We start from the raw sequence: 23128 nt of genomic DNA on the forward strand, positions 1-23128 counted from the left end.
CCCATTTTTTTCTCCATTTCTCTTTTATTCAAAAAGAAAAAGCCTTAGTTGGCCTTTTCCATCGTCATTTGTTGTAACACATGACGGTTCCGCATAAAATCGATCACGATCAGTTTTTTTTCATCTTCACGTTTTACCACTCGAAAGGTATCTTGTAAAGGTAATGTCAACTTCTTAGATTGGATTTCCTTCAAGCGAACAAAACGACGGATCAACGAGAGCAATTGTGGAAACTGGATCGATGTGTGTAATAATTCTGGATATTTTTTTAATAACTGCGTTGTTTTAAACAAATTTCTTTTTCGGCTGATTTGTTTTAAAAAACTTTTTAATATCTTTTGCTGCCGCTGAAAGATTGAAAGAGAGCCTTCTTCATCGATCTGGTAACGCATCTGACGTTGTAGATCTTTCACCGATAGATGTACTTCAGTGGTACCTGACTCTACGTTGATTCCTTGAGGGAAAAGTTCTGAGATTGCTTTGTCCCACTCTTTTAATGATACTTCAAGATAGTCATTCATTGGCAGTTGAAGTTCTTGAATAAAAAAATGCTTGGCAGCTTGGATGCCACCTTGTTCGTAAATCTCCCCAATCGTCAACCCTTCTAAATGAAACTCCGGCGAAAAATGCAAGACTGTTTTTTGTTCATCGATTTGTGTATAGATGAATGTCGACCGTTTGAGAATCGTATCTTTTAAAACAACTAAAAAATTCATTCTTCTCCCCCTTTTTTCTACTACAAAATAGCATATTTTCAACGGTTTGTGTGCAAATATGCAGGAGATTTCATAAATTCTTATTCTTTGAATTTTATACGCATATAAAAAACTTATTTTATGGCTCTATTCGTTTTTTTATTCATGTATTTGATGTTATGGGCGATTCGATAACCGTTACCTAGTATCTGAATCTAAAGGTGTCTGACAACTTATAGATTCAATTCGGTGCGCCTTCTGATTTTTTGCTCGTTAATAAGCCTTGTATTCGTATCATTACTATTTGCTTTACCTATATTTTTGATTGTTGAAAAACTTCTATTTCCCGAAGGGGCCTGTGTATGCTGTGAGACGTTGATTTCTGTCGTTATTTCCGCGTTTTCTAAGGTAGTTTCTAATTGATGCTCGGTTACTAAATTCTCCACATTAACTACTTCAATCACAGCAAGAGCAAACAATAGGTCGCCGTTTCCTAGTTGGTCAGCTAGACTTCTTTTTACGGGTGCTCGCTCAAAAAAGTTTCGTCCTAATCCAATATCACGAATACAAGTCATCAGCATCTCAGCATCGGTTATTTGAAGGTTTGCTTTTAACATCTTGTCAGTCAGTACAGCATTGAAGACAGCTTGTTTTGTGACAGTCGGCAAATTTAACATCTCACTTACATTCTCCACAAAAGAATCAAACCCTTCGCCATGAATTAGCTTCAGAAAATTTACTTCGTATCTCTTTCGAAGATCTTCTCCACTACTCCTGAAACCTATCGGACTACTTGGACAACTTATCAAATCGTCCGATGACGCGACAATATGGGTCACTTCGTGCATAAGAGTATCCTTGGAACTTGGCTGTGCTTGAATTCCTGGTCTAGTAGCTGGATTTACATGAAAACCATCAAGCATTAAAATAATTCGACATTCAGGGTCAAACCGCATAACAAACGCATGTGCACCCATGTGTCCTTTAATTTGTGAGTAGTAATTTTTTGTCACCTCATCACGCAATAAATCAGTAGAAACAAGCCAAATATTTTTAAAATTAAAATCCTCCGTTTGTTGAAGAAGCTGCGTACTTTTTTTTGCAACTGATAACAAGCGCTTCATAATTTCTTTTAAAATTTGTTCTTGATTTTCCGCATCACTTAGTCTAAACATTTCGATTAAGTAAGCTCCCGCAGTCGTAGGTGCAAGAGCCTCTTCTTTTGATAGTTCCTTCTCCTTATCTATAAATTTCTGGAAATTTTCGTGCGCATTTTTAAACTCTGCAGTAAATTGTTTTAGAAATGGTTTGAGTGATTCTGGCGCCTTAGTGATGTCGATACCAGAAAATACACGATAATTCGGATTTGAACCTTCGGGGAAAAACCCTTTAATTCCTAAAGTAATTTGCTCTCTTAATTTTGCTTCATCACTGATTACATAAGGCGGGAATTCTGGGACAAACTCCGATAAAACTGGTACTATCACTTTTGGATCCTCCACTATATCTGTACCTTCAGGAACTTGTATTGCTTGGCGAAGTTTATTCCACTCCTTCGCATAAGGTAGTGTATCTGGAAGTTGGAAATATGGTGGATACCGATTATCAACGAATACTTGTGATGAAGATGACGCTAGATGATCAAAAAGTGAATCGGCGCCTTTTGAAGTGCTAGGAATTTGGTCATCTGAGACATCGTCTTTCCCACCTGCGGGTTGTGCATAAGATTGAAATTTGAGGGCACGTTTTTCTAGTTCCGTTTCAAATCGGAACTGATCATTTGCTAAATCTAAGCGTAAGACTGTCATCGGTTCAAGAATATCGTTTTTAACTAAATGATAGCGCTGTTTCTCTTTATGGAATAAAACTAATGGTACATAACGTTCATTAATCTTGATATAGGTTCTACCTGTCTCTGAACTCATCAAGCCCAAATCATCTGGTGGTGAAAGCGTACTTGGCTCTTTCAATGATTGAAATTTATCGATATTTTTACTTACTTTTTGTAATACTTCTTCGGAGAGCGTTCGCGAAGTGGCTGGTTCGAAATACCATTCAATGCCGTTGTAGTTCACCGGAAAAACCCGTTCTCCTTCACAGATATCATAACGCACGCCTTGCTCCTTGATGACCGTTACTCTTATAGGCGTAATTTTATTTTTCATTACAATGTAGCGGCTACTTTGCTCTCCTTCTTTTTTTCCTGTTAAAATCATTCCGTCACCATAAAACTTGACGTTTAGATTCTTTTCCTCGACAAACTGTTGATCGATATTCACTTTACTGGATAGACGATTGATCAAATCAAGTTGGTCAGAGGTAAAGGAGGCTTGTCCTTCAAACACTCTTAATTGTCCTCCTCGCAACGTATAGAATTCTCCAAAAACATCTCTAGTTTTCAAATTGGTTACTCGCATGTATAGTTGGGCTTTCACCCGTTTGACGAAAACCTTGGGACCATTTTTTTTCAGCTGAGCGGAAATAAGCTCTTTCGATAATGGTTCTGACGGTTTTTTTATTTTATTTAGCTTTACCAGTAGTGGTTTGATATCTTTTCGAATAAATGCGCGTGTTTTCATATTGATCAGCTTCTGGAGGACTAACTGACTACTCCCTTTTACCAGCTCAACTCCCGGATCAATATAACGGATCGCACCTATTACTAGAGACTCTATCTCGGCGATATTGGGAAGGGCCCGCACACTATTTTTAACAATTCCTTCTGCACCACCCACTATTGCTGCTTTTGCCACGGATAAACCGAATTTCAGATTAAGGGAAGTGACCTGTCCCAAAACAGGTAGTAAAAGCACCACGTCGATTGTGCAAGAAATAGCTGCTCCTTTCGTATCTCGATTATTGATCCCAACAATGCAATCATAAAATGGAATAAAATGCTTGACACCATCCCAGGCAGCACTAGCAACTGTTTTATCATTTCCTGAATCATATAATTGGCGATACAACTGGTCCCGATGTTTCTGAGCAATCCTGTCAATAACTGTTCTCAAATCCCCTTTAGAAGTGAGTGCATTCATTCGATCAACTTGACTAGAAAAAGTGTAGTCCTTGTTGCCGATTCGAATCTTTTCCCCGACTTTCGAATATCCTCCTCCCCAGACATTTTTTTTATCAAATAAGCCATATTTAAGATAGAGCATAGGATCCTTATCTACACGATAGATGGCATACCCTCCCTCTTTATCTAGGTTTTTCAAGGCATACACCCGTTCTTCTTTTTCGTTGACAGCTACCAAAATATTCGTCTTTTCTAAATTAAGAGTTGTATCCAGCCAAGTTTCTCGATTCCCAAAAAATACTGGAGGAATTGATCCTGGTGCGGAAGGCGCATAATAGCGCACTTCATTTTTCAATTGAGTAAATGCTTCATAAATATGTGTCTTTGGAGAAATAATAAAATTGAAATCTTCTATATTGAGTGAATGAAATGCATACTCCATCAACTTCTTATTTAATGCACGGTGCTTGTCTGCTACTTCTTTCGTTAATTCGGTGTACCATTTTTCTATATCTCTTGGGATCCATGGCCCGGGGCATGGGTTTCCACCATCAAGATACACTTGATCTCCAAATAAACTCACTCTTATCCCGAGTCGTTCACACTCTGCTAACACTTCATTCACTAAGCCTTTTTTACGACGCCAGTTTATAAAAGCCTCTTCATACTCTTGATACAGATGCTCAACATCTTCTTGATTTTCCATATAATTGAAATAGCCTTTTTGGTAATAACTCATAAAACTACTTAATGCAAATTCTTTATGAATCCCTAACTCCATCGCCTTATTTAACCGCTCTGGCTCTAGTTGTGCTGTAGCTAGTAAGGCTGGCACAAAAAAATAATTCAATTCATTTAAATTATCTATACCTTGATGAGTGGCAATATCAAACAAAAACATTCCTAAAGTATTCGTTTCATTTTTATTGAAATTCGAATGATAGCCTGTATCTTCTAAAAATTTTGAACCAATCAATTGCATCAAAGATTCATAGTCAGAAATCAACAGCTCATCAGCTAACTGACTTGTTTCTAGGAAATAATTTGGGAGCATGTTTTTTGTCAATAGGATCCATAGTTTCGTTATAGTCTCTTGTTCTTCCTTCTTAGGTCGTTGCTTGATCAGACCAGCTTCAATTAGCTCGTGTACCTCAAATAACTTTCTAAGACGGCCGATAGTAAACGTTGCCGGATCAGGAGCGGAAATAATATTTTGGACGATGTAGGTTTCCACCGATTTTTCCAGAACTGTTTCAAATACCCACTTCATGACTGTTGATTCAGCGTCCTTATTTGAAATCTTCTCGTCTGACTTCCCTCCATAAAGATCCAACTCATTAAGGATTACTTTCGCAACTGCCTGAACTTTCTCTGGCATTAGCACCGTCCCAACACCTTCTTGCGTAAACCATTTTCCGACTGCAAGTAAAATATCTTCTTTCGTGGGTCGTTCAGATAGCAATCCTTTTTGTCGAAAAAAAAGTTCAATTTGGTTCTTGATATTCTCAGATTGCCATTTTGAAACTATCGCTTTACTCATAGTCTGAGATTGTTTTTGCTCTAAAGTATTTTCTTTAGGTTTCACTTCCAAAGATGGAGTATCCATTTCTATTGTATCTTTCATCCACTGGACAAATATTTGTTGGGCTTCTTCGTTAGAGATCACCCTCTCTTTTTCATCCCCTAGAATTACCCGAACTAATTCTTTCAATTTCCCCCAATCGATCGTATCAATCTCTAACCCTTCTACTAATGCCCATTTAGCGGCACTTTCCACCAAGATATTTTTATTACTTAGATCGTTAGCAAAACCTCTTTCTGATAAAAAATTGGTCATATTTTTGCATATAAGCTCATATTGTTCAATAGTAGAATTGGGTAAAGAAAAAGCCAATGGTTCACTAATCGTTGGTTTTGAGGAATCAATCTCATTCTCACGTAAAAAAGTGATGATTTTCTTATCTAATTCTTCCCTTTTATTTCCTTTGTTCCACTCATAGGCATAATTTCTTTTGTCTTTTTCAATTGTATACCCATAATACGCATTATTATTCCCCCATTGAAGATAGATGGCAACAGCTTTATCGATCGATAAATCTTTTTCCTCGAGTTTATACGTTTTTACAATGATTTTTGCTATTTTTTTTACTCGTTTAATTATTGTTTTATAGGTCTCTCCAGCAATAATCCAATGATCTACCGCTTTTGATACATCCGCCAGGGACGCTCCCTGAGTTGGGATTCCCTTTTCATCTAATATCTTTTTCAAATCATAAACTGCTTTTACTATGTTATTCCTTACTTCAAAAAGTGGCGGATAATAGACAAAGGGAATCAATGGATGTTCATGAGATATCAAGTCATAGCGCTCATTGATGAAATCATCATAGATTTGATTACTTTCACTTTTTTGTTCTTGATTACGGGCTAATAAAGAATCTTCCCATGGAGATAACTTATAATAAATCGTTTGCTGATCTATTTTCTTATACTCATTTTTCTCAAGTAAGGTATTGGCTTTCCACTGCATGAAAATTCCGAATAACTGATTGGCTGATAGGGAATCTCCTAGTCTGCTTTGTCCCACTCCATAAGCTTTCAAAATAACATAAGCAAGATACTGTATTTTTCTTGATTTATATGACTTCTTTGAGCCCCAATCTTCTTGGCTATACTTTTCGATTGCCTTTACCAGTTCCAATCCACTGTCAGAAGAGGGTGTAATACCACTTTTTCCAAGGAGTTTCTTCAATTGTTGATTCACCTTACTAGTTTTTTCCCTATGCTCAAAAAGATCATATTGGTAATAAAAAATCGGTAATAACTCTCCGTCGTTTACAAGAAGGTTACGATTATTCATGAGATCTCTCACAAGTTCATCAATTCGCTCTAAGTCTGTTTTCTTAGAGGAAATTGTGGCAGGTGTAGTCTCACTCACAGGCTTGTTTTTTTCTTCATTACTCAGAACATTTGAAGGTGTCCATATAATCTTTTTTATTATTTTAAATTGAACATTTTTAAATATATTATTATTTCGCCATTGAAGGAAAATAGCATTTGCTCGCTCATCAGTCAGTCCGTGTGTTGAGAGGCCACAAGTATCAAAAATGATATGTGCAATCTGTGTTCTTCTAGCAATCACTTTTTCAACTACTTCGCTATTTTCCAATTTTTGTAGATTTGTGAATACATAACGCATTGAGGTATCGTCTTCCAGCCACCAGCCAGAACCCTCCTCTCGTAGATATTTTTTGACCGCTGTATTGATTTTTTCCGTTTCATTCCGTTCTTGAAAAAGAGCGTAATTAAACCAAAATGGTAGTTGTTTTTCACCCAACTCGTACTCAGGCAAGTTAACTTGAATGTATCTTTTAGTAGCTAAAAAAACAATATTAGAGGTTTCCATTTGCAAAGTCTCATAGGATTTCAACGAAGATTCCAATCGATGATCAGACCGTGGATTCAATGGGCTAATATCAAACCATGGAGCTGCTTCAACTCCCTTTACTTTCAGAACATCCCATTTATCAATATAATCATCCAAAGTATCTGATAGTTTATTTGTTAAACTCCAAAGCTGTGAGAAGATCCCTTCCTCTCTAACCTGTGTGATCGAACTTTTTTTTGAAAAAAACAGTCCTTGAAAAGATTCCGGTAAGAAATCAACGAGTGATGCAGATACTGACTCTGCATTCTTGGCTTGATCATCTGATAGAATTTGTTGCTCATCGTTCCTGTAAAATACTCGATTCATCATCCCCAGAAAAAGATCGAGCACTGAAATACCGTTTAAATCTTTCATTTTTTCCGTGAAGGTTGCATTTTCAGGAATGCTAAAAAAAATAGTGAATTGATCGGTCATATCTTTCCAAAAAGCTGCTATCAACGAATCCTCATTGATCGAAACTATCTTGCTGGTACTGCCTGAAGGAATGATGTCAGTTGATCTAAACTGATAGTTAACATTGGCTTCAAATACATTTTTTAATTTCTCAGCCGAATTTTTTGCTATAAAATAGGAGGAATCGGTTTCTTCTGTACGTGGCTCAAAGTGATTTCGGGAGAGAGTTAGGGTTTGCTGTTCATTTGATTGCTGTGCTCTCAGAACAGCTGCTTGGCGGATTTTGCTAAACTGGTTTTGAGTATGATTGAAAGATTTCTGGGAGCCAGGTTGCTTTTGATTAGAAAGTTCTCTATTCATCGTATAATTGGCGCGTTTTGAGAATAGCTGGGCAAGCTGCTGCATGTTGAGATTCCATTGATGTGCTTTAGCCGTTAGATAAATCATTGGATTAGTTGAGGATAGTTGCTCAATGAGGGGATTGACTGTTTTATGAAAGTCTGGATAGCTGAAACGTTTGAGGTCTACACTTGAACTTGATGAGGGGCTATACATCGTGAATTTCTTTTCTTTTTGGCGAACCTTTAAATGAGTATCTTCTTTAAAAGCAGCTGACTGTTTCTTTCCCACTTGCTGACGTGTCAGTGGGACTTCCCCTACTATTTGAAAGTTACCTAAGATATTGCAAATATAAAGGTAACCTGTTAAACTTCTTAGACCTTTTGGCGTAAGCGTATTTCCCATTTGATTTGTACTATAATTCGGCCACATTTGATCATTTAACTGTTTAAAATCCTCGTGACGTGTATTGTACAATTTACCAATCTCTTCGGAATAACTGTCTTTAGTCACTATCTTCACTCCTTAAATTTATTTTTATTTTTTCTACATTACACAAAAAATAACACACACACTTTAGAGCCATTACTTAAACTGTTACAATTGTTTTAGTACCCGAGCGATTTCTCTTGATCAACTTAACTACTTTAGTAGCACATACATCCACCGATCCTATATTTAATCGGTCTCAAGGCTAATTATAAGTAAATACAAGAAGTCTACCTCACCTTTTTCCAATTAAAAATCGAAAAAAAGTTTATCTAATCAGAAGTTTCTTTATTTATAATTTTAAGTTATAACCTAAAAAATGCTCATCCCGCAATATAGACAAGCATTTTTGGTAAAAGAAAAAGCCGTAAAAAACTTAAAATAGCACAAGGTCTATTTTGTTTTTTTCGACTTATTGTCAAAACAAGATGATCAAATTTTGGTATATTTCAAGGTAAGTGCTATTCCGAATTTAGCCACTTGCAATTGGATGAGTTTCAATTATCTTCTAATAAATCTTTCATTTCAACAACTTCGCGATATTGATGGATTTTCGTAATACCAATTACTTTATCGATATCAATACTAAAACAAATACCATTACCCGGAACATCGATCTTGATGCCTTTTCCTATCGCATCCATCACTTCGTTTGTCAAACTATCTGGTACTAATGTCAGAACGATATCCTTTTCCGGTGAGATATCCAATCCTAAGAATTTTCCTGTGTCATGGACGCCAGAACCACGTCCATGTAAAATCGTCCCCCCTGATGCGCCAGCCTTCTTTGAGTAATCGATCACATCTTCCCCAATGCCACCATCCACGATCGTGACGATCATCTCGAGATTTAGTGCGACTAAATCATTCATTGTTGTTCCTCCATTTGTTGTAATTTTTCTTTGTTTTTCTGATCTTTCTTGTCTTTTTGTTTATAAATGAACCCTAAGACTAATGTTGATAGTATTGGTGTCAATGCGATCATTGCCACCACGCCAAATCCATCAATAATTGGATCTCGACCGTCGATCTGTGTGGCGATTGCCACACTCATAGACAAAATAAAGGTAGAACACATCGGTCCTGTGGCGACACCGCCGTTATCAAAAGCCATCGATAGAAAAATCTTGTCGACTTTTGCACCCAAGACAAAAGCTAAGCCATATCCAGGAACCAAGAAATAATAAAGAGAAAAACCAGCTAATAAGCGCCACATGGATAGACCGACTGCTAGACCGATCCCAATCGAGATCACTGCTAACATTACTTTTGCATGAATCCGACCTTCACTTAGTTCTTCGACTTGTTTGACCATCACATGGATAGCTGGCTCTGCAAAACCTACTAAAAATCCCATAACAAACCCTAAAGGAATCAGGATCTGATTATTCGCTAAAGAAGCAATTGCACTTCCCAGGTGTTGCCCCACTGGTACATAAGCAACATTTACACCATGTAAAAATAAAACTAATCCGATAGTTGTGATCAAAAAACCTTTCATGATATCAAAAAAACGTTTTCTCCTCAGTTTGAATGAAAGAAAGTTCATTAGTACAAATAGGCCCACGATCGGTGCCACCGCAAGGATGACTTCATATCCAACTTGTCCAATACCTGCAAAAAAAGTGACCAAAAAATTCATTGGAAGATCACCCCCAGGATCATGACAGCCAAGATAGGACCAAGTGAGGCAATACCAACCATTCCAAAGCTATCGTTTTCATTTTTCCCTTGGCGGATCATACTTGTCATTCCACCAGCCAAGGCTAGAATAAACGGAACAGTCACTGGGCCAGTTGTGACTCCACCTGCATCAAAAGCAATCGGCATAAATTCATTACTTGTAAAGAAGGAAGCGATAAGTACCGCAAGATAACCGATCACCATCAATCGATAATACGACAGTTTAAATACGACTCGTAGTAGTGCAAAAGCTAAAAATACGCCGGTTCCCACACTGACTATACCGATCAATAAGACTCGACCAATCTCTCCATCCGAAATATCAAATACTTGTTGACCCAATACTTGCACCGACGGTTCGGCAATCGTGATCACGATCCCAATCAGAAAACCCAAACTAATGATGATTGGTAGACTTTTCTTTTTGATCATATATTTACCGACCAAATCACCAACTTCCATCATCGAATAATCAGCACCAAATAAAAAGAGACTCATGCCAACCATCATCATGATTGCTCCTAAGATGAATCTTCCCATGGTTTCAACATCTAATGGTGCAAATACAAAGGTCAGGATAACGATCAATACCGTCATAGGCATGATTGCAATGATTACTTCTTTAAAATTTTTCCTCATGTATCCTCCTCCTTTACTTCTAGTTTACCTGATTAAAAGTAAGTTTACGAGGAAAAACCGTAAGCGATACCATTTTTATGTAAAAACTTTTAAAAAAAACAGCAACAAACTAGCTAAAGCATCAAAAAAAATCAACGAACATTATTTTTTATTTTTTTAAAAAAGTCTCAACTACTTGCTATAAGCGATAAAAGCCAAAAATAGATAAACTATTTCTGACTTTTATCGCTTATTTTTAAGAAGTTTATTTTATAACGAAAGTTATCCATAAATCGAAAGTCTAAAGGGGTCCTTTTTTCTCATTTTTGATTATTCAGAAGATAGTTTCTGAACATGAGATTTCAGGCTTAATTCTGTCTATTTGACAGAACCAATCATCCCTTGAACAAATTGTTTTTGTAAAACGAAAAACACAAGTGCAGTTGGTAAGGTCGCAATCACCAGTCCACTCATGATCATGCCATAGTCTGGTGTATAGGATGCCCCCATGGCTGATAATACTAATGGAACTGTTCGTTTATCTGGAGATTGTAACGCCACTAAAGGCCAGAGGTAATTGTTCCAACTACTCATAAACGTGATGATCGCCGCAGCGGCATACGTATTTTTAGCTGTTGGTAAATAGACACGAAAGAAAATACTTAATTCTTTAAGACCGTCTAAACGTGCCGCCTCTACAAGGTCCTTAGGAAAGGACTTCGCGTTTTGACGGAAAAAGAAAATCAAAAAGGCGGTACTTACTGAAGGTAAGATGACAACTAGAAAACTATTGATTCCTAATATCGTACCATTCAATTGAGAAAACATCCGATACAGCGGGATCATCAATGCCGCAAAAGGTACCATCATCGATAATAACAAAATATTAAAAACGACCTCTTTTCTTTTACTCTTATAGATCTCAAAACCATAACCTGCCATGGAGGAGATCAATAAAGCAAAAATCGTTGTAACCACAGCGATCATTGCAGAATTAAGTAAAGAGCGTGAAAAATTCAAGTCATTCGAAAAGAGATTTTGGAAATTGATCACTAAATTCTCACCAATCATCAGTTTACCTGAACTAATATCCACTGCGGTATTCGTCATCCCTAAAATCATCCAAACAAACGGGAAAATTGAAATAAAGGAAACGATGACTAAAGAGGTATATTTAAAAATGCTCAAGAGTAACTGTCCAATACTCACTTGCTTTTTCGTAATTGATCGGGGTTCACTACTTGTCATTTCTCTCATTTGCTCTCACTCCCTATTTTAGTTTGAATCACTGATAACAAGACGATAAATAGTACGATAACGAAAGAAACAGCTGCGGCATAACCAAAATTCGGGGTGAATTTATAACTCAAATTATAGATATATTGTGACAATGTCGTCGTTGCATTAGCTGGCCCACCACCAGTGATATTTTGTACCTCATCAAATAATTGCAAGGTACCGATCGTTGAAGTGATCGACGTAAACAAAATGATTGGTTTCAAGTTAGGTATCGTGATTTTAATGAACTGTTGCCACCTTGATGCGCCATCAATATCAGCAGCTTCGTATATTTCTGGATCGATGTTTTGCATACCAGATAAAAAGAAAATCATATTATACCCTGTCCAACGCCATGTGATGGAAATAATGATCAAAACTTTTGCCCAAAATGGATGAGTCAACCAACCGATCGGGTTATCGATCAAGCCAATTCCAACTAAAAGGTTATTGACTAAACCTGATTGGGAAAATAAACTTTTCATGATCAAAGAATAGCTGACCATTGAGGTAATACATGGCAAGAAAATCGCTGTTCTGAACAATCCTTTGAACTTCAATTTTTTATCATTCAATAGATTTGAAATAAACAATGCCAAAAACAACATGACAGGAACCTGTACTAATAAGTATAAAAAGGTATTGAAAAATGCTTTACGAAAAGTCGAATCTCCTAACATTCGTTGATAATTTCCTAATCCGTTGAACGTCATATTTACAGGAGGTCCACTTTGAAAAGAGGTGATCAGTGCTAACACCATTGGTATAAAAACCAAAATCGAGATCATGATCACTGGCAAAACTAAAAACGCATGACCATTTCTGAATAGATCCTTTTGTTTCATATTATTCCCCACTTTCATTACACATATGTTGAAGAAATACATGCCTCACAGAAAGTCAGACAAAATAGATTGTTATTTTCTTCTAAGCTTTGAACCACTGCCCGTGATTGGTTCCATCCGACAGAGAATAGAAAACGAGCGGAACTTCTTATTTTTTCGAATACCATTGCTAAAGTTATACAGGATAGCTAACGGTGTGAATGTCCATGTCCCCCATACGCGTTTCAATTAATTGCTTATTCCATAAGCGATACCTTCAAACGAACGAACAATACACTCGTTGATCCGTTTGAAGAGATCGCCACTCATTTCTTTGTTGTTCCATTCATAATCGGTTTACTGTTGACGCTGGATATGACTTAATTGGCTAACTGCGCTTCGACTTGTTTTTGCGTATCTGCCAAAACTTTGTCCGCTGATTCACCATTGATGATTCGGCTCAAGGATTCCGCCACAACAGATTCAATGGCATAAGTTTCATGACCATAGTTCACTTCAGGGATTTCTGCTGTCCATTTTGAAAAGTCATCAAATACTTTTTGATTACTATAGAATTCAGATGGCTGTTGATAAGCTTCTTGATCATTCGCACTCAACATGGTCGATACTAAACCAATTTCTTCAGCTAATTTGCCCATCAATTCTTCATTTGTTGCGAATGTCTTTTCCAAGAAATCTTTCGCATTTTCTTCACCAGCTACGCCCTTGATCACATACCAGCCGGCACCACCCAAGTTGGAAGCTTGTGCCTTTTTCATGTTAGCAGGTAGAGCTGGAATCGGTGCGATCTTCCACTTGCCTGATTGATCTTCTGCCCCTTGGATGGTTGAAGAATACCAAGCGCCAGTTGGTGTAGAAGCAACAGCTCCTGATTGGACCGCCGTAACCCCAGCATTCCAGTCAGATGTTTGTTCGACTAGATCTTCTTTAAGTAAGGTAGCAAAGAGTTCTAATCCATATTTTAATGATTCATTATTTTCGATCGTCACTGTTTCTCCATCTTCCGAGGTATACCACTCTCCAGCTTGTTGCATGATCATGCGCACACGACCTAAATCGGAAGGATTGACTTCAGAGATTTTTTTCCCTGTTTTTTCTTTGACATCTCGTGCAACTTGTAAATAATCATCCCACGTCAAGTTCTTCATATCTTCTTCCGAATAACCAGCTTCTTCTAAGATATCCGTACGATAGAAATTAGCTGTCACACCTGAGTCAAAAGGTACGCCGTAAATTTTATCGTCAACTTTGTTTACTGCAAATTTGTAGGCGGCAAAGTTACTTTCATCCACAATATCCGTCAAATCAGCAAACGCATCTGGGTAAGAAGTAAGGTATCCTTGGATACGGTAATCTTCGATCAACACAACATTTGGTAACCCATCTGTATTTCCGCTGGCTAATGCCGTATTCAGTTTTTGTACGATATCATCTTGAGACATCGTCACTACTTCCACGTCAACATCCTCATTTTCGTAAAACTCTTTGGCTTCATTGACGGCTTTGATATTAAAGGCCTCATCCCATGCCCAGACCGTTACTTTATCTTCGTTTCCGGAAGCATCGCTGGAAGAATTGCCACAACCGGCAAAAAGTGTAACTGCTGCTGTTAGGACGAAAGCGCTAGCTAAGATTTTTTTTAGTTTCATTTTTTTACCCACCCTTTTTAGTGTTTGTTTTTTTTACATGCTTATCATAGCAGACTTGCAAGCGTTTTCTTCGTTAATGATCGTTCTCAAGAAAAATATCCTAAAATAAGAAAAAAGTACAATTTTGTCATCTTTTGATTTAGTAAATGAAATTTTAGACTTGCATTTGTAAACGTTTCCCAGTATTTTTAACTTACGTAACAAAGGAATAGGGGGAAAAACATTGAAAAATATCGTATTGATCGATGATGAACAGACCATTCTCTCTGGTCTAAGTACCCTGATCGATTGGCCAGCGCACGACTTCCATCTCAAAGGGGCCTTTTCAAAACCATTAGAAGCGCTCGAATTCATTAAGCATCAGTCTCTTGATATCATCGTAACGGATTTGATGATGCCAGATCTAAATGGTATCGAACTTTCTCGATTGATCAAGAAGGAACAACCTGAAGCAAAAATCTTGGTTCTATCTAGCTATGATGACTTTCAATTGGTCAAAGATTCATTCAAAGAAGGCGTCTCAGATTATTTACTTAAACCAAAATTGAACCCTAGTGAATTTTTAGCTTCTCTAAAGAGTCTGGTGGAACAATCTACAGAAGTAAAGAAACCACGTTTGACAGAACTCGAAAAAACGAGTCAATTACTGAGCAATTATTTGTCCGGAACTTCTCTTGATTTAGGTATGTCACGCAAACAATTCCCATATGACCACTTTTATCTAGTATATTGTGAAGAAAAGCAATCGGAAAAACAGCGTCGGAGTGAACAAATGATTGCAGAAGCACCACGATACACAAATCAGCTCGCCTCTGTCTTTCCTTTTTCTACGACAGCAAATGATATTGGTTATTTTATCAATGTCGCTTCGAAGAAGGCATTCGATCGGTTGATTGAACGATTTCAGCAAGAGCACCAGGCAGATTCTTGTCTCTATGTTCTATCTGATGCACTTGATTTTGAAAACTTTTATTCTGAATTCCTTACATTAAAGCAAAAAAGTAGCGGACAGCACTTTTATCTGACAGATCACTGCGTTATTTGTGAAGAGCTATTATCTCCCCTACTCTCTTCTTATGAGCAACAAACAAAAAGTTATTTGACCAAGATCATGAACAAAGATTTTGTATCTGCCATCGAAGAATTGGACAATTACATGAGTAAGGTACTTGATCAACGATTGCAACCAAGCTATCTGAAACACGAGATCATCAATCGACTCTATGCCTTGATCAACGCGATCGCGGACGAACATGAAAAAAGAAAAGAGATCATGACACTAAAAATCACGATTCCAGCACAGATCACGCAAGCAGAACGGTGGGATGATCTGGTCTTGATCGTCAATAATACGACGAAGTTATTGCGTGAAGTCACCACAACCTTCAGAAAAGACAACTCAGATGTGTTGACGTTGATCTATGAGTATGTGCAAGAGAATTATCATCAAGACATCAGTCTACAAACGCTATCCGAAAAATATCATTTTTCTTATAGTTATTTATCGACGATTTTTACAGAAAAGTATGGGATCAATTTTACGAAGTACTTAAAAAAAGTCCGTATCAACCATGCAAAACTATTGTTGAAAGAATCGAATCTTTCGTTAAGTGATATTGGTCAGCAAACTGGATTTACTGAACTTGGTTATTTTTCTCGAGTATTCAAAGAAGAAACTGGGTTGACCCCTTCACAATATCGTAAAGGAATACTGACCGTATGATTAAAAAGCTAAGAGAACACGAGCTTTTGACCAAACTTTTGATCATTCTTTTTATTGCTTTGTTCACTCAAGCAGCGACGATTTCTTTGTTCATTTATCAACGCTCAAGAGACGCCTACATTCAACAATTCGATCGATCCAATCGAATGACCTTACAAAAGATCCAACATGATTTTGAAACATTGAATGACAATATAGAGAACACGTTGACATTATTGGCTGAAAGCTCTGCTGTAGAGGGGTATTTCAAAGAAGGGCAACAAACGACTTTGGAGAAAATCAATCAACTACGTACGGTGCAAAAAATGAATGATTCATTGGCACCGATCTTTCCAAACATCAAAGATGATATTTTTCTTTTTGGGGAAAATGGTCGGATGTTCATTAGTAATGATATGGTGAGTGATCTCACTGCTGATGACTTTTTTCAATTAGAGTTGATCCAGAAAGTCAATGAAAATCCAACAGCGACACAAATGGTCTTTACCCAGTTTGGACTGACGAAACGCGACAAACAATCACCAAGTGTCTTGTTTATCAAAAAGCTTAGATCCACTTTGAACCAAACTTATGGTTATGCTGTCGTTGCCATCACTTCTGATGAGTTGGCAAAAATATTCAGCCAATCAGTCGACCCGCTAATCACGCAAATCGATTTTGTGACAGATGAGAAAAAAATCTTTGCTTCGAATGTTGAAAATCGGATTGGAACGACGTTTGATTCATTTGATGAGTTGGTCGAACACGAGACGTTGACCAAAGCCAATCAGCGGATCACTCGGTTACCACTTTACCGACAAAACTCGGCTTTAGTCAGTGAGGTCAATGTCCACTCGATCGCCGATCAAATGAATGTCATCATTCCGATCATCCTTTATAATATTGGAACACTGATTTTAGGTGGTATCGTAGTAGCGATCTATTTGAATCGCAATACTCGCTCAATCTATCAATTAGTAGATTCATTGAACAAAATCAAAGAACCGGTAGCAGCTACTGTTCCGATCCAGGGAACCTATGAGATCCGGACACTCGCTACTACAATCAATCAGCTGCTAACAACGATCAGTGACAATCATACGCAATCTTTACAAAATGAAAAGAAAAAAAGGACCTTAGAGATACAAGCGATGCAAGCACAGATCCAGCCTCATTTTATATATAATACGTTAACTAGCCTCAAATTTTTAGTGTGGCAACAAGAAAATGAAAAAGCAGTCGCAGGCATTGACAGTTTTATCGATCTCTTGCGCAGTACGATCGGCAATAAAAATGAAATTATCCCTGTGGAAGAAGAATTGAACAGTGTGAGAAGTTATATTGCGATCTTGACACTGCGCTACGGTGATGCAATCTCAACCAAAATCATGGTACCTGAGGAACTTTATTCTTTGTACATGCCCAATATGATCATCCAGCCAATCATCGAAAATGCTTATTTACATGCGTTCCAAACGAAGAAAAGTGGCTTCATCACTTTGTATGGGATGATCAGAGAGGATAAATTGTCGTTTGAAGTTATGGATACAGGTGATGGCTTTGATACGGAACAGCCAACGAAAAACAGAGACTATTTTTCAGGTATCGGTAGCAAAAATGTTCATGAACGAATCCAATTACTTTATGGTGAAGATTATGGCTTACACATTGATTCGGTAGTCGGTGTGGGTACATCGGTAACGATCACGTTACCGATCATAAAAAAGGAGAGTAAAACTGAATGAACGTGTAGACAGAAACAATTCCTTCAGCAATTCTGGCGAACCACTTCTTTCTTGACCTTCAAGTATCAGCCACAACTCATAGGACCCTCTAAAAATCCGCAGAATGGATTTTTAGAGGGTCCTATTTTTGATTTTACGAATTTACATCATTTAATGATAAAACTGAACGCGTGGTCTTCTTCACCACTAATATGATAGGCTTCTTCGACATCCGCTCCCCAAGAATCGATACCTCCGACTCCTCGGACTTTCGCCAACATCGTGACAACCGTTCGCCGTTCTGGTGGCAGTTCCTCCATGTGTGTCGCCTGTTCTAATTCTTCTGCTTTGAACGGTAATGCCGCAAAAGCAAATGGCGAATCCTTTTGTTCAAATCGTAAGGAAAACTCTTCCTGACTTTTATCTGCATTATTCAAGGTTGTCTTGCGCGTGATCTCTAACCACTTGGTATCCATATGGACGCCACAATCTTGTGGCACTAAATAAGGTGGGATCGGTAGGCCCTCTACATGATAGACCCCAGGTACGCCACCAGCTTTACGATCCGGATAAGTTTCACCTGACAGCCCTTCGTAATCGAAATGAGTGGCTTTCGTTGGCATGATCATGCGAAATCCTATTACTGGCAGTTCGGGTAATCCTTCTTTGCCATGATAGTGCATGTTCACGTGTAGATCCCCTTGTTCATTGACACGATACGTCATATCGACGGTCGTTTGTGGAGTTGTATTGACAGCCAATGTGAAAGTGATTTCGACTGTATTCGCATACTCTTGATTGCTATAACGATTATTGACTGGTGCGATCGGCAGTTCGATGGCTTGGTCGTTTATTGCAACATGGATTGCTTCCACTTTTAGATACAACCCTGCACCAAGCCACATACTTGAGCGATACCCAAAGCCATTTCCTCGATCATTATCTGTCAATGCTCGCCAAAAAGTTGGTTGCGTTTCACGATAAAGCCATTCTTTCCCATTCTTTTTGAGTGATTCCAAACCACCTCTGGTGTAAGAGAAAATATAATGTTTTTCTTCTGTTTTGATCCCTAAGGTGCAGTCGCCATAAATGATTCTCAGTTTAGGAGCTGTATTTGCCATAATAGTATCTTACCTCCTGTAATGCTGGTTTTTCTTGTCCATTTGCAAAAACGATGCCATTTCCCGAAAACTCATAATCACTTGGACGATCATCAAAATCGCCGCCGTAACGCATGACTTTTCGATTTGTCACTGGATCAAGTACCTCAAGTGCCTGATCTTTAAAATCCCAAATATATCCGCCTTGATACATCTCATATTTGTCTAACAGTGCCATATAAGAACCTAATCCACCTAAAGAATTCCCCATATCGTGCATGTATTCGCACAAGATATATGGTTTATCTGCTTGATTCTCTAGATATTCAGCGACTGCCGTAGGTGTTGCGTACATACTACTTTTCATGTCCGAAACAGAAGCTTCAAATTTGGGATCAACATAATTCCCTTCATAATGCACCAAGCGGTCTGGATCAACCGTCTTGAAGTATTCATTCATCAAGCGAATATTCTCCCCTACATAAGACTCGTTGCCTAAGGACCAGAACAAGATACTGGTATGGTTTTTGAAGGTTTCAAAATTGGTTTTTGCTCGATCTAGCACCACTTCTCGCCATTGCGGAATTCCTCTTGGTACATTATAGGATGGCTCAAAAGCACCCATTTTTTGCCATGACCCATGTGATTCTAAATTGGTTTCTGCCATCACGTGGATACCTGCTTGATCGCATAGGAAATACCAAGGAATCTGGTTGGGATAATGTGAGGTCCGCACACCATTGATGTTAGCATTTTTAATCACTGCCAAATCCTTTTCCATGTCAGCTAATGTGATTGCACGTCCTGTTTTTTCACTCCACTCATGACGATTGACGCCATTGATGATCAAACGTTTTCCATTCAGATACATCACTTTATCTTTTAACTCGATCTTGCGAAAGCCGAATGGATACTCGACATATTCAGTCACTCCGTCACGGTCCCTGGTTTCAATTTCAAAGCTATACAGATTCGGGGCAAAATGATCCCATAATACTACTTCACCTAAATCAATACTGAGCTGCATCGTTTCAACTATCGTATGCTTTTCTTCATAGATCGTTTGCTTGTCTAAATCAAGGACCCTTACCTGTAAGACACTTTCAGCTGTGAGATTTTCAAAAGACAACGACACATCCAATTTACCTTTTTGATACGTGTCATCTAATTGGGGACGTAACCACAAGTCTTCTAAATGATTCTTGCCACGAGCAACTAAAATGACATCCCGAAAAATCCCGAAGAAACGGAAAAAATCCTGATCTTCTAAAAAGGCAGCTGTGCTACGTTTGTGGACTTCGACTGCCAAACGATTCTCTTCTTCTAGATAAGGGGACAAATCAAATTCTGACGGAGTAAATGAATCTTCCGCATAACCGACGAAATGACCATTCAACCACACATACATGGCTTGTTCGACACCTTCAAAGCGAATCGTGACATCTTTCCCTTTCAATCCTTCTGCTAATTGGAAAGTCGTGACATAGGTCCCCACTGGATTTTCTTCCGCTTGAGAGAACATCCCTGCCATTTCCGTTTCTGAAGCAGTTGTATAAGCGGGACGACGAAACTCATGACCCTCCCATGGATACATCGTGTTGATATAATGGATCTTATCAAAATCACTTAGTTCAATGTGCCCAGGCACATGGATCGTGTCGAACGAACGATCATCAAAATCTTGTTCAAAAAACTCTTTTGGGCGTTTTTCTGCATTTTCAGAAAAACAAAAGCGCCATTCACCATTTAGTGACTGTATTCGGGAACTTTGACTTCTCATTTCTTCTTTTGAACCATAGACTGTATGATCGCTATGTGCCTTTAGCTGATTCACACGAAAAACTTGCGGATCATCTAACCAATCAATTGATGCTTGCATTTTCTTCTTCCTTTCCTGTAGCTATTTTTTCAAAGTGAAAGACTTCTGTTTGAAAATCTCCGTGAAAATCAGGGAGATAAAGCCCCATCGTCATTAACTCCGAGCCTGAATAAATCAATGAACTTTTACGCTCACGATACATCCCTTCCTCTAAACCAACCAAGCGGATCTCATGAAAAGGTGGTTGTCCAGAAGTTAATCGTCGTGCCATAAAGACAACGATCTCCTTTTTATTTGGAGAAACAAATTGCCACGCCGCAATGTTTTGTTCAAAGGGATTTTCTAAGCGGTCAAACTTTCCCTGTTGGACGGTTTGACGAATTTCTTTATACGTGCTGATCTGTTCTTTGATGATTCTCTTTTCTTGTTCGTCTAATGCGGTCAAATCTAGTTCATAACCAAATACCCCGCTCATCGCTACGTCCCCGCGTGTCTTTAAATCTGTCACACGTCCACTTTGATGGTTAGGTGATGCGGAGACATGAGCGCCCATCGAGGAAATCGGGTAGCCAAGACTCGTTCCGTATTGGATGTCGATTCGTTCCATCGCATCAGTATTATCACTTGTCCAGGATTGTGGCATATAATAAAGGATTCCTGCGTCAAAACGGCCACCACCACCTGAACATCCCTCCCATAAGATATCTGGGTAAGCTGTGGTCAACTCTTCTAAAAGATCATATAAGCCTAAAACATACCGGTGATAGACCTCTCCTTGATTCTCCACGTAAGCAGAGTAAACATCTGATAAGGAGCGATTCATATCCCATTTGATATAATCGATCGGTACCTCATCCAAAATTTTTCGTAATTGCTGACTGATCGAATCTCGCACTTCTTTTCGTGTAAAATCCAAAACAAATTGTGACCGAGATGCCGCAGGCGTTCGTGCTGGTTCTTGCATCAAATAATCAGGCGTCTGACGATACAATTCAGAATCGATCGAGATCATTTCGGGCTCTACCCATAGCCCAAATTTGAGGCCCTTTTCATGGGCATACTCTGCAATGCCTTTCAAACCATTCGCCAATTTCCCTTCATATTCAAACCAGTCTCCTAAAGAAGAAGTATCTGCATCTCTTTTCCCAAACCAGCCGTCGTCTAAGACGAACATTTCCATACCTAACGCTGCTGCTTCATCGATCAGTGCTTCGATTTTTTTGCTAGTAAAGTCAAAATAAGTCGCTTCCCAATTATTGACCAAGATTGGACGTGGTTCGTACTGATGCTTCCCACGTGCCACGCGTTCTCGCAGCAGTTCATGATGTATGTGGCTCATACCATTTAATCCTTCGTCTGAATAAGAAAGGATCATTTCTGGCGTTTGAAACGCTTCGTTGGTTGAAAGTTGCCATTGGAACTGATACGCATTGATGCCACCAACGATTCTTAGTTGATCGATTTGATCTTTTTCGATCTCAAACGCATGATTGCCAGAATAGATAAACTGTAGACCGATGGCTTCTCCAAGGTTTTCTGTCGTATGTGTATGTGTCAAAGCGATAAAATTGTTCATTTGGTGACTACTGCTTCCTCGTCGACTTTCAAATGATTTCACCCCCTCAGTGATCCGTTGTCGCGAAATCAAACGCTCTCTAGCGTGGGCTCCAGGTAAAGCGATCACTTCAGTAAATCTGCCAGAATTTGTCAAATCTAATTGAAAAGAAGCAGCTTTATCTAACCAGATCGTTTGCTCTGTTTGATTACGATACTTAGCGGAGCGGATAATGACCCCTCGTTTTTCGTAAATCGTATAAAAAAGATCCACATAGATCGGTAAATCTCGGTCTTTCAATGTGATACACAACGTTTGTGCTTCCTGTTCCTCCAATATATAGGTTTGTGGTAATCCTGAAAGCTTTGGTTTACCTTGGATGATCTGATACGTTTCATATCTTAAATCAAGTAAGCTAGAGCCATTCTCACGTGTGATGATCGTGGCTGGTATGCGATAATCCATACTTCCGTGTCCCGAAAATTCTTGTGGCAACGTATCTTTTGAAAATGCTCGCTCCTCATGCAAAGGAACATTTCCTGAAAAACCGCGATCTCTTCTTGGGTATTTTTTGGTATCGGTATAGTTACTCACTTTTTTACCGAAATGAATATGGCTCAACACACCAGATTCTTCAATTTTCATCACATAAGAAATCAATGGATTCGACAAATGAAAAACATTTGTTTCCGAATCGAATGCAATCAATGATTGTCTTTTCATTTCTTCACCTCACAAATTTTTAGAAACCGTTTACTTTTTAACTAACTCC

Annotated in this window: 12 protein-coding genes and 1 pseudogene; 2 read left to right on the forward strand and 11 right to left on the reverse strand. The window is 38.4% G+C overall.

Going from position 1 to position 23128, the window contains the following annotated elements:
• Positions 1 to 44 precede the first annotated feature (44 nt).
• The 8 genes and pseudogenes from IGK77_RS08690 to IGK77_RS08725 form a co-directional block, all read right to left on the reverse strand.
• Positions 45 to 716: a hypothetical protein gene (locus IGK77_RS08690; RefSeq protein ID WP_438713145.1), complete on the reverse strand. Its 672-nt coding sequence runs from the start codon at positions 714 to 716 to the stop codon at positions 45 to 47.
• A 212-nt stretch (positions 717 to 928) separates the two neighbouring features.
• Positions 929 to 8407, reverse strand: a complete 7479-nt coding sequence (locus IGK77_RS08695; protein WP_074799271.1) for a QWxxN domain — start codon at positions 8405 to 8407, stop codon at positions 929 to 931.
• Positions 8408 to 8880: 473 nt separating this feature from the next.
• Complete coding sequence (locus IGK77_RS08700; RefSeq protein WP_019723997.1) at positions 8881 to 9255, reverse strand: P-II family nitrogen regulator; 375 nt, start codon at positions 9253 to 9255, stop codon at positions 8881 to 8883.
• Positions 9252 to 10025: a DUF1538 domain-containing protein gene (locus IGK77_RS08705; RefSeq protein ID WP_074799273.1), complete on the reverse strand. Its 774-nt coding sequence runs from the start codon at positions 10023 to 10025 to the stop codon at positions 9252 to 9254. Before IGK77_RS08705 ends, IGK77_RS08700 begins: the two co-directional genes overlap by 4 nt.
• The gene (locus tag IGK77_RS08710) at positions 10022 to 10705 is read right to left on the reverse strand and encodes a DUF1538 domain-containing protein (RefSeq protein ID WP_071866303.1); all 684 of its coding nucleotides are present in this window, start codon (positions 10703 to 10705) and stop codon (positions 10022 to 10024) included. Before IGK77_RS08710 ends, IGK77_RS08705 begins: the two co-directional genes overlap by 4 nt.
• A 357-nt stretch (positions 10706 to 11062) precedes the next feature.
• A pseudogene (locus tag IGK77_RS08715) lies at positions 11063 to 11869 on the reverse strand (carbohydrate ABC transporter permease); the annotation flags it as partial.
• Positions 11870 to 11937: 68 nt separating this feature from the next.
• Positions 11938 to 12807, reverse strand: coding sequence for a carbohydrate ABC transporter permease (locus tag IGK77_RS08720; RefSeq protein WP_071866301.1), 870 nt, complete (start codon positions 12805 to 12807; stop codon positions 11938 to 11940).
• Between the two features lie 359 nt (positions 12808 to 13166).
• Entirely contained in the window at positions 13167 to 14456 is a 1290-nt protein-coding gene (locus tag IGK77_RS08725; RefSeq protein ID WP_438713146.1) for an ABC transporter substrate-binding protein, read from the reverse strand.
• Between the two features lie 223 nt (positions 14457 to 14679).
• Between IGK77_RS08725 and IGK77_RS08730 the strand changes: the two genes are divergently transcribed.
• Positions 14680 to 16179: a response regulator transcription factor gene (locus tag IGK77_RS08730; RefSeq protein WP_074799277.1), complete on the forward strand. Its 1500-nt coding sequence runs from the start codon at positions 14680 to 14682 to the stop codon at positions 16177 to 16179.
• Positions 16176 to 17903: a cache domain-containing sensor histidine kinase gene (locus tag IGK77_RS08735; protein ID WP_074799279.1), complete on the forward strand. Its 1728-nt coding sequence runs from the start codon at positions 16176 to 16178 to the stop codon at positions 17901 to 17903. Before IGK77_RS08730 ends, IGK77_RS08735 begins: the two co-directional genes overlap by 4 nt.
• Positions 17904 to 18049: 146 nt before the next feature.
• Here the strand turns inward: IGK77_RS08735 and IGK77_RS08740 are convergent, their stop codons facing one another.
• Genes IGK77_RS08740 through IGK77_RS08750 form a run of 3 tightly spaced genes read right to left on the reverse strand, consistent with a single transcriptional unit; the run spans position 18050 to position 23079 of the window.
• A complete protein-coding gene (locus IGK77_RS08740; protein WP_074799281.1) occupies positions 18050 to 19003 on the reverse strand; it encodes a beta-galactosidase small subunit in 954 nt (317 codons plus the stop codon).
• Positions 18984 to 20861 carry a glycoside hydrolase family 2 TIM barrel-domain containing protein gene (locus IGK77_RS08745; RefSeq protein WP_074799283.1) on the reverse strand — a complete coding sequence of 626 codons (1878 nt, stop codon included), beginning with the start codon at positions 20859 to 20861 and terminating at the stop codon, positions 18984 to 18986. The genes IGK77_RS08740 and IGK77_RS08745 overlap by 20 nt, the downstream gene beginning before the upstream one ends.
• On the reverse strand, positions 20845 to 23079 hold the full coding sequence (locus IGK77_RS08750) for an alpha-galactosidase (RefSeq protein ID WP_438713147.1): 2235 nt from the start codon (positions 23077 to 23079) through the stop codon (positions 20845 to 20847). Before IGK77_RS08750 ends, IGK77_RS08745 begins: the two co-directional genes overlap by 17 nt.
• Between the last annotated feature and the right edge of the window lie 49 nt (positions 23080 to 23128).

Origin of the sequence: Enterococcus sp. DIV0806c (assembly GCF_051710905.1) — a bacterium.
Taxonomy (GTDB): Bacteria; Bacillota; Bacilli; order Lactobacillales; family Enterococcaceae; genus Enterococcus_B; species Enterococcus_B mundtii.

Bases quoted from the DNA above. Each gene is read 5' to 3' on its own strand.
- IGK77_RS08690 (WP_438713145.1), bottom strand. From the start codon at position 716: ATGAATTTTTTAGTTGTTTTAAAAGATACGATTCTCAAACGGTCGACA.
- IGK77_RS08700 (WP_019723997.1), bottom strand. From the start codon at position 9,255: ATGAATGATTTAGTCGCACTAAATCTCGAGATGATCGTCACGATCGTG.
- IGK77_RS08705 (WP_074799273.1), bottom strand. From the start codon at position 10,025: ATGAATTTTTTGGTCACTTTTTTTGCAGGTATTGGACAAGTTGGATAT.
- IGK77_RS08710 (WP_071866303.1), bottom strand. From the start codon at position 10,705: ATGAGGAAAAATTTTAAAGAAGTAATCATTGCAATCATGCCTATGACG.
- IGK77_RS08720 (WP_071866301.1), bottom strand. From the start codon at position 12,807: ATGAAACAAAAGGATCTATTCAGAAATGGTCATGCGTTTTTAGTTTTG.
- IGK77_RS08725 (WP_438713146.1), bottom strand. From the start codon at position 14,456: ATGAAACTAAAAAAAATCTTAGCTAGCGCTTTCGTCCTAACAGCAGCA.
- IGK77_RS08735 (WP_074799279.1), top strand. From the start codon at position 16,176: ATGATTAAAAAGCTAAGAGAACACGAGCTTTTGACCAAACTTTTGATC.
- IGK77_RS08740 (WP_074799281.1), bottom strand. From the start codon at position 19,003: ATGGCAAATACAGCTCCTAAACTGAGAATCATTTATGGCGACTGCACC.
- IGK77_RS08745 (WP_074799283.1), bottom strand. From the start codon at position 20,861: ATGCAAGCATCAATTGATTGGTTAGATGATCCGCAAGTTTTTCGTGTG.
- IGK77_RS08750 (WP_438713147.1), bottom strand. From the start codon at position 23,079: ATGAAAAGACAATCATTGATTGCATTCGATTCGGAAACAAATGTTTTT.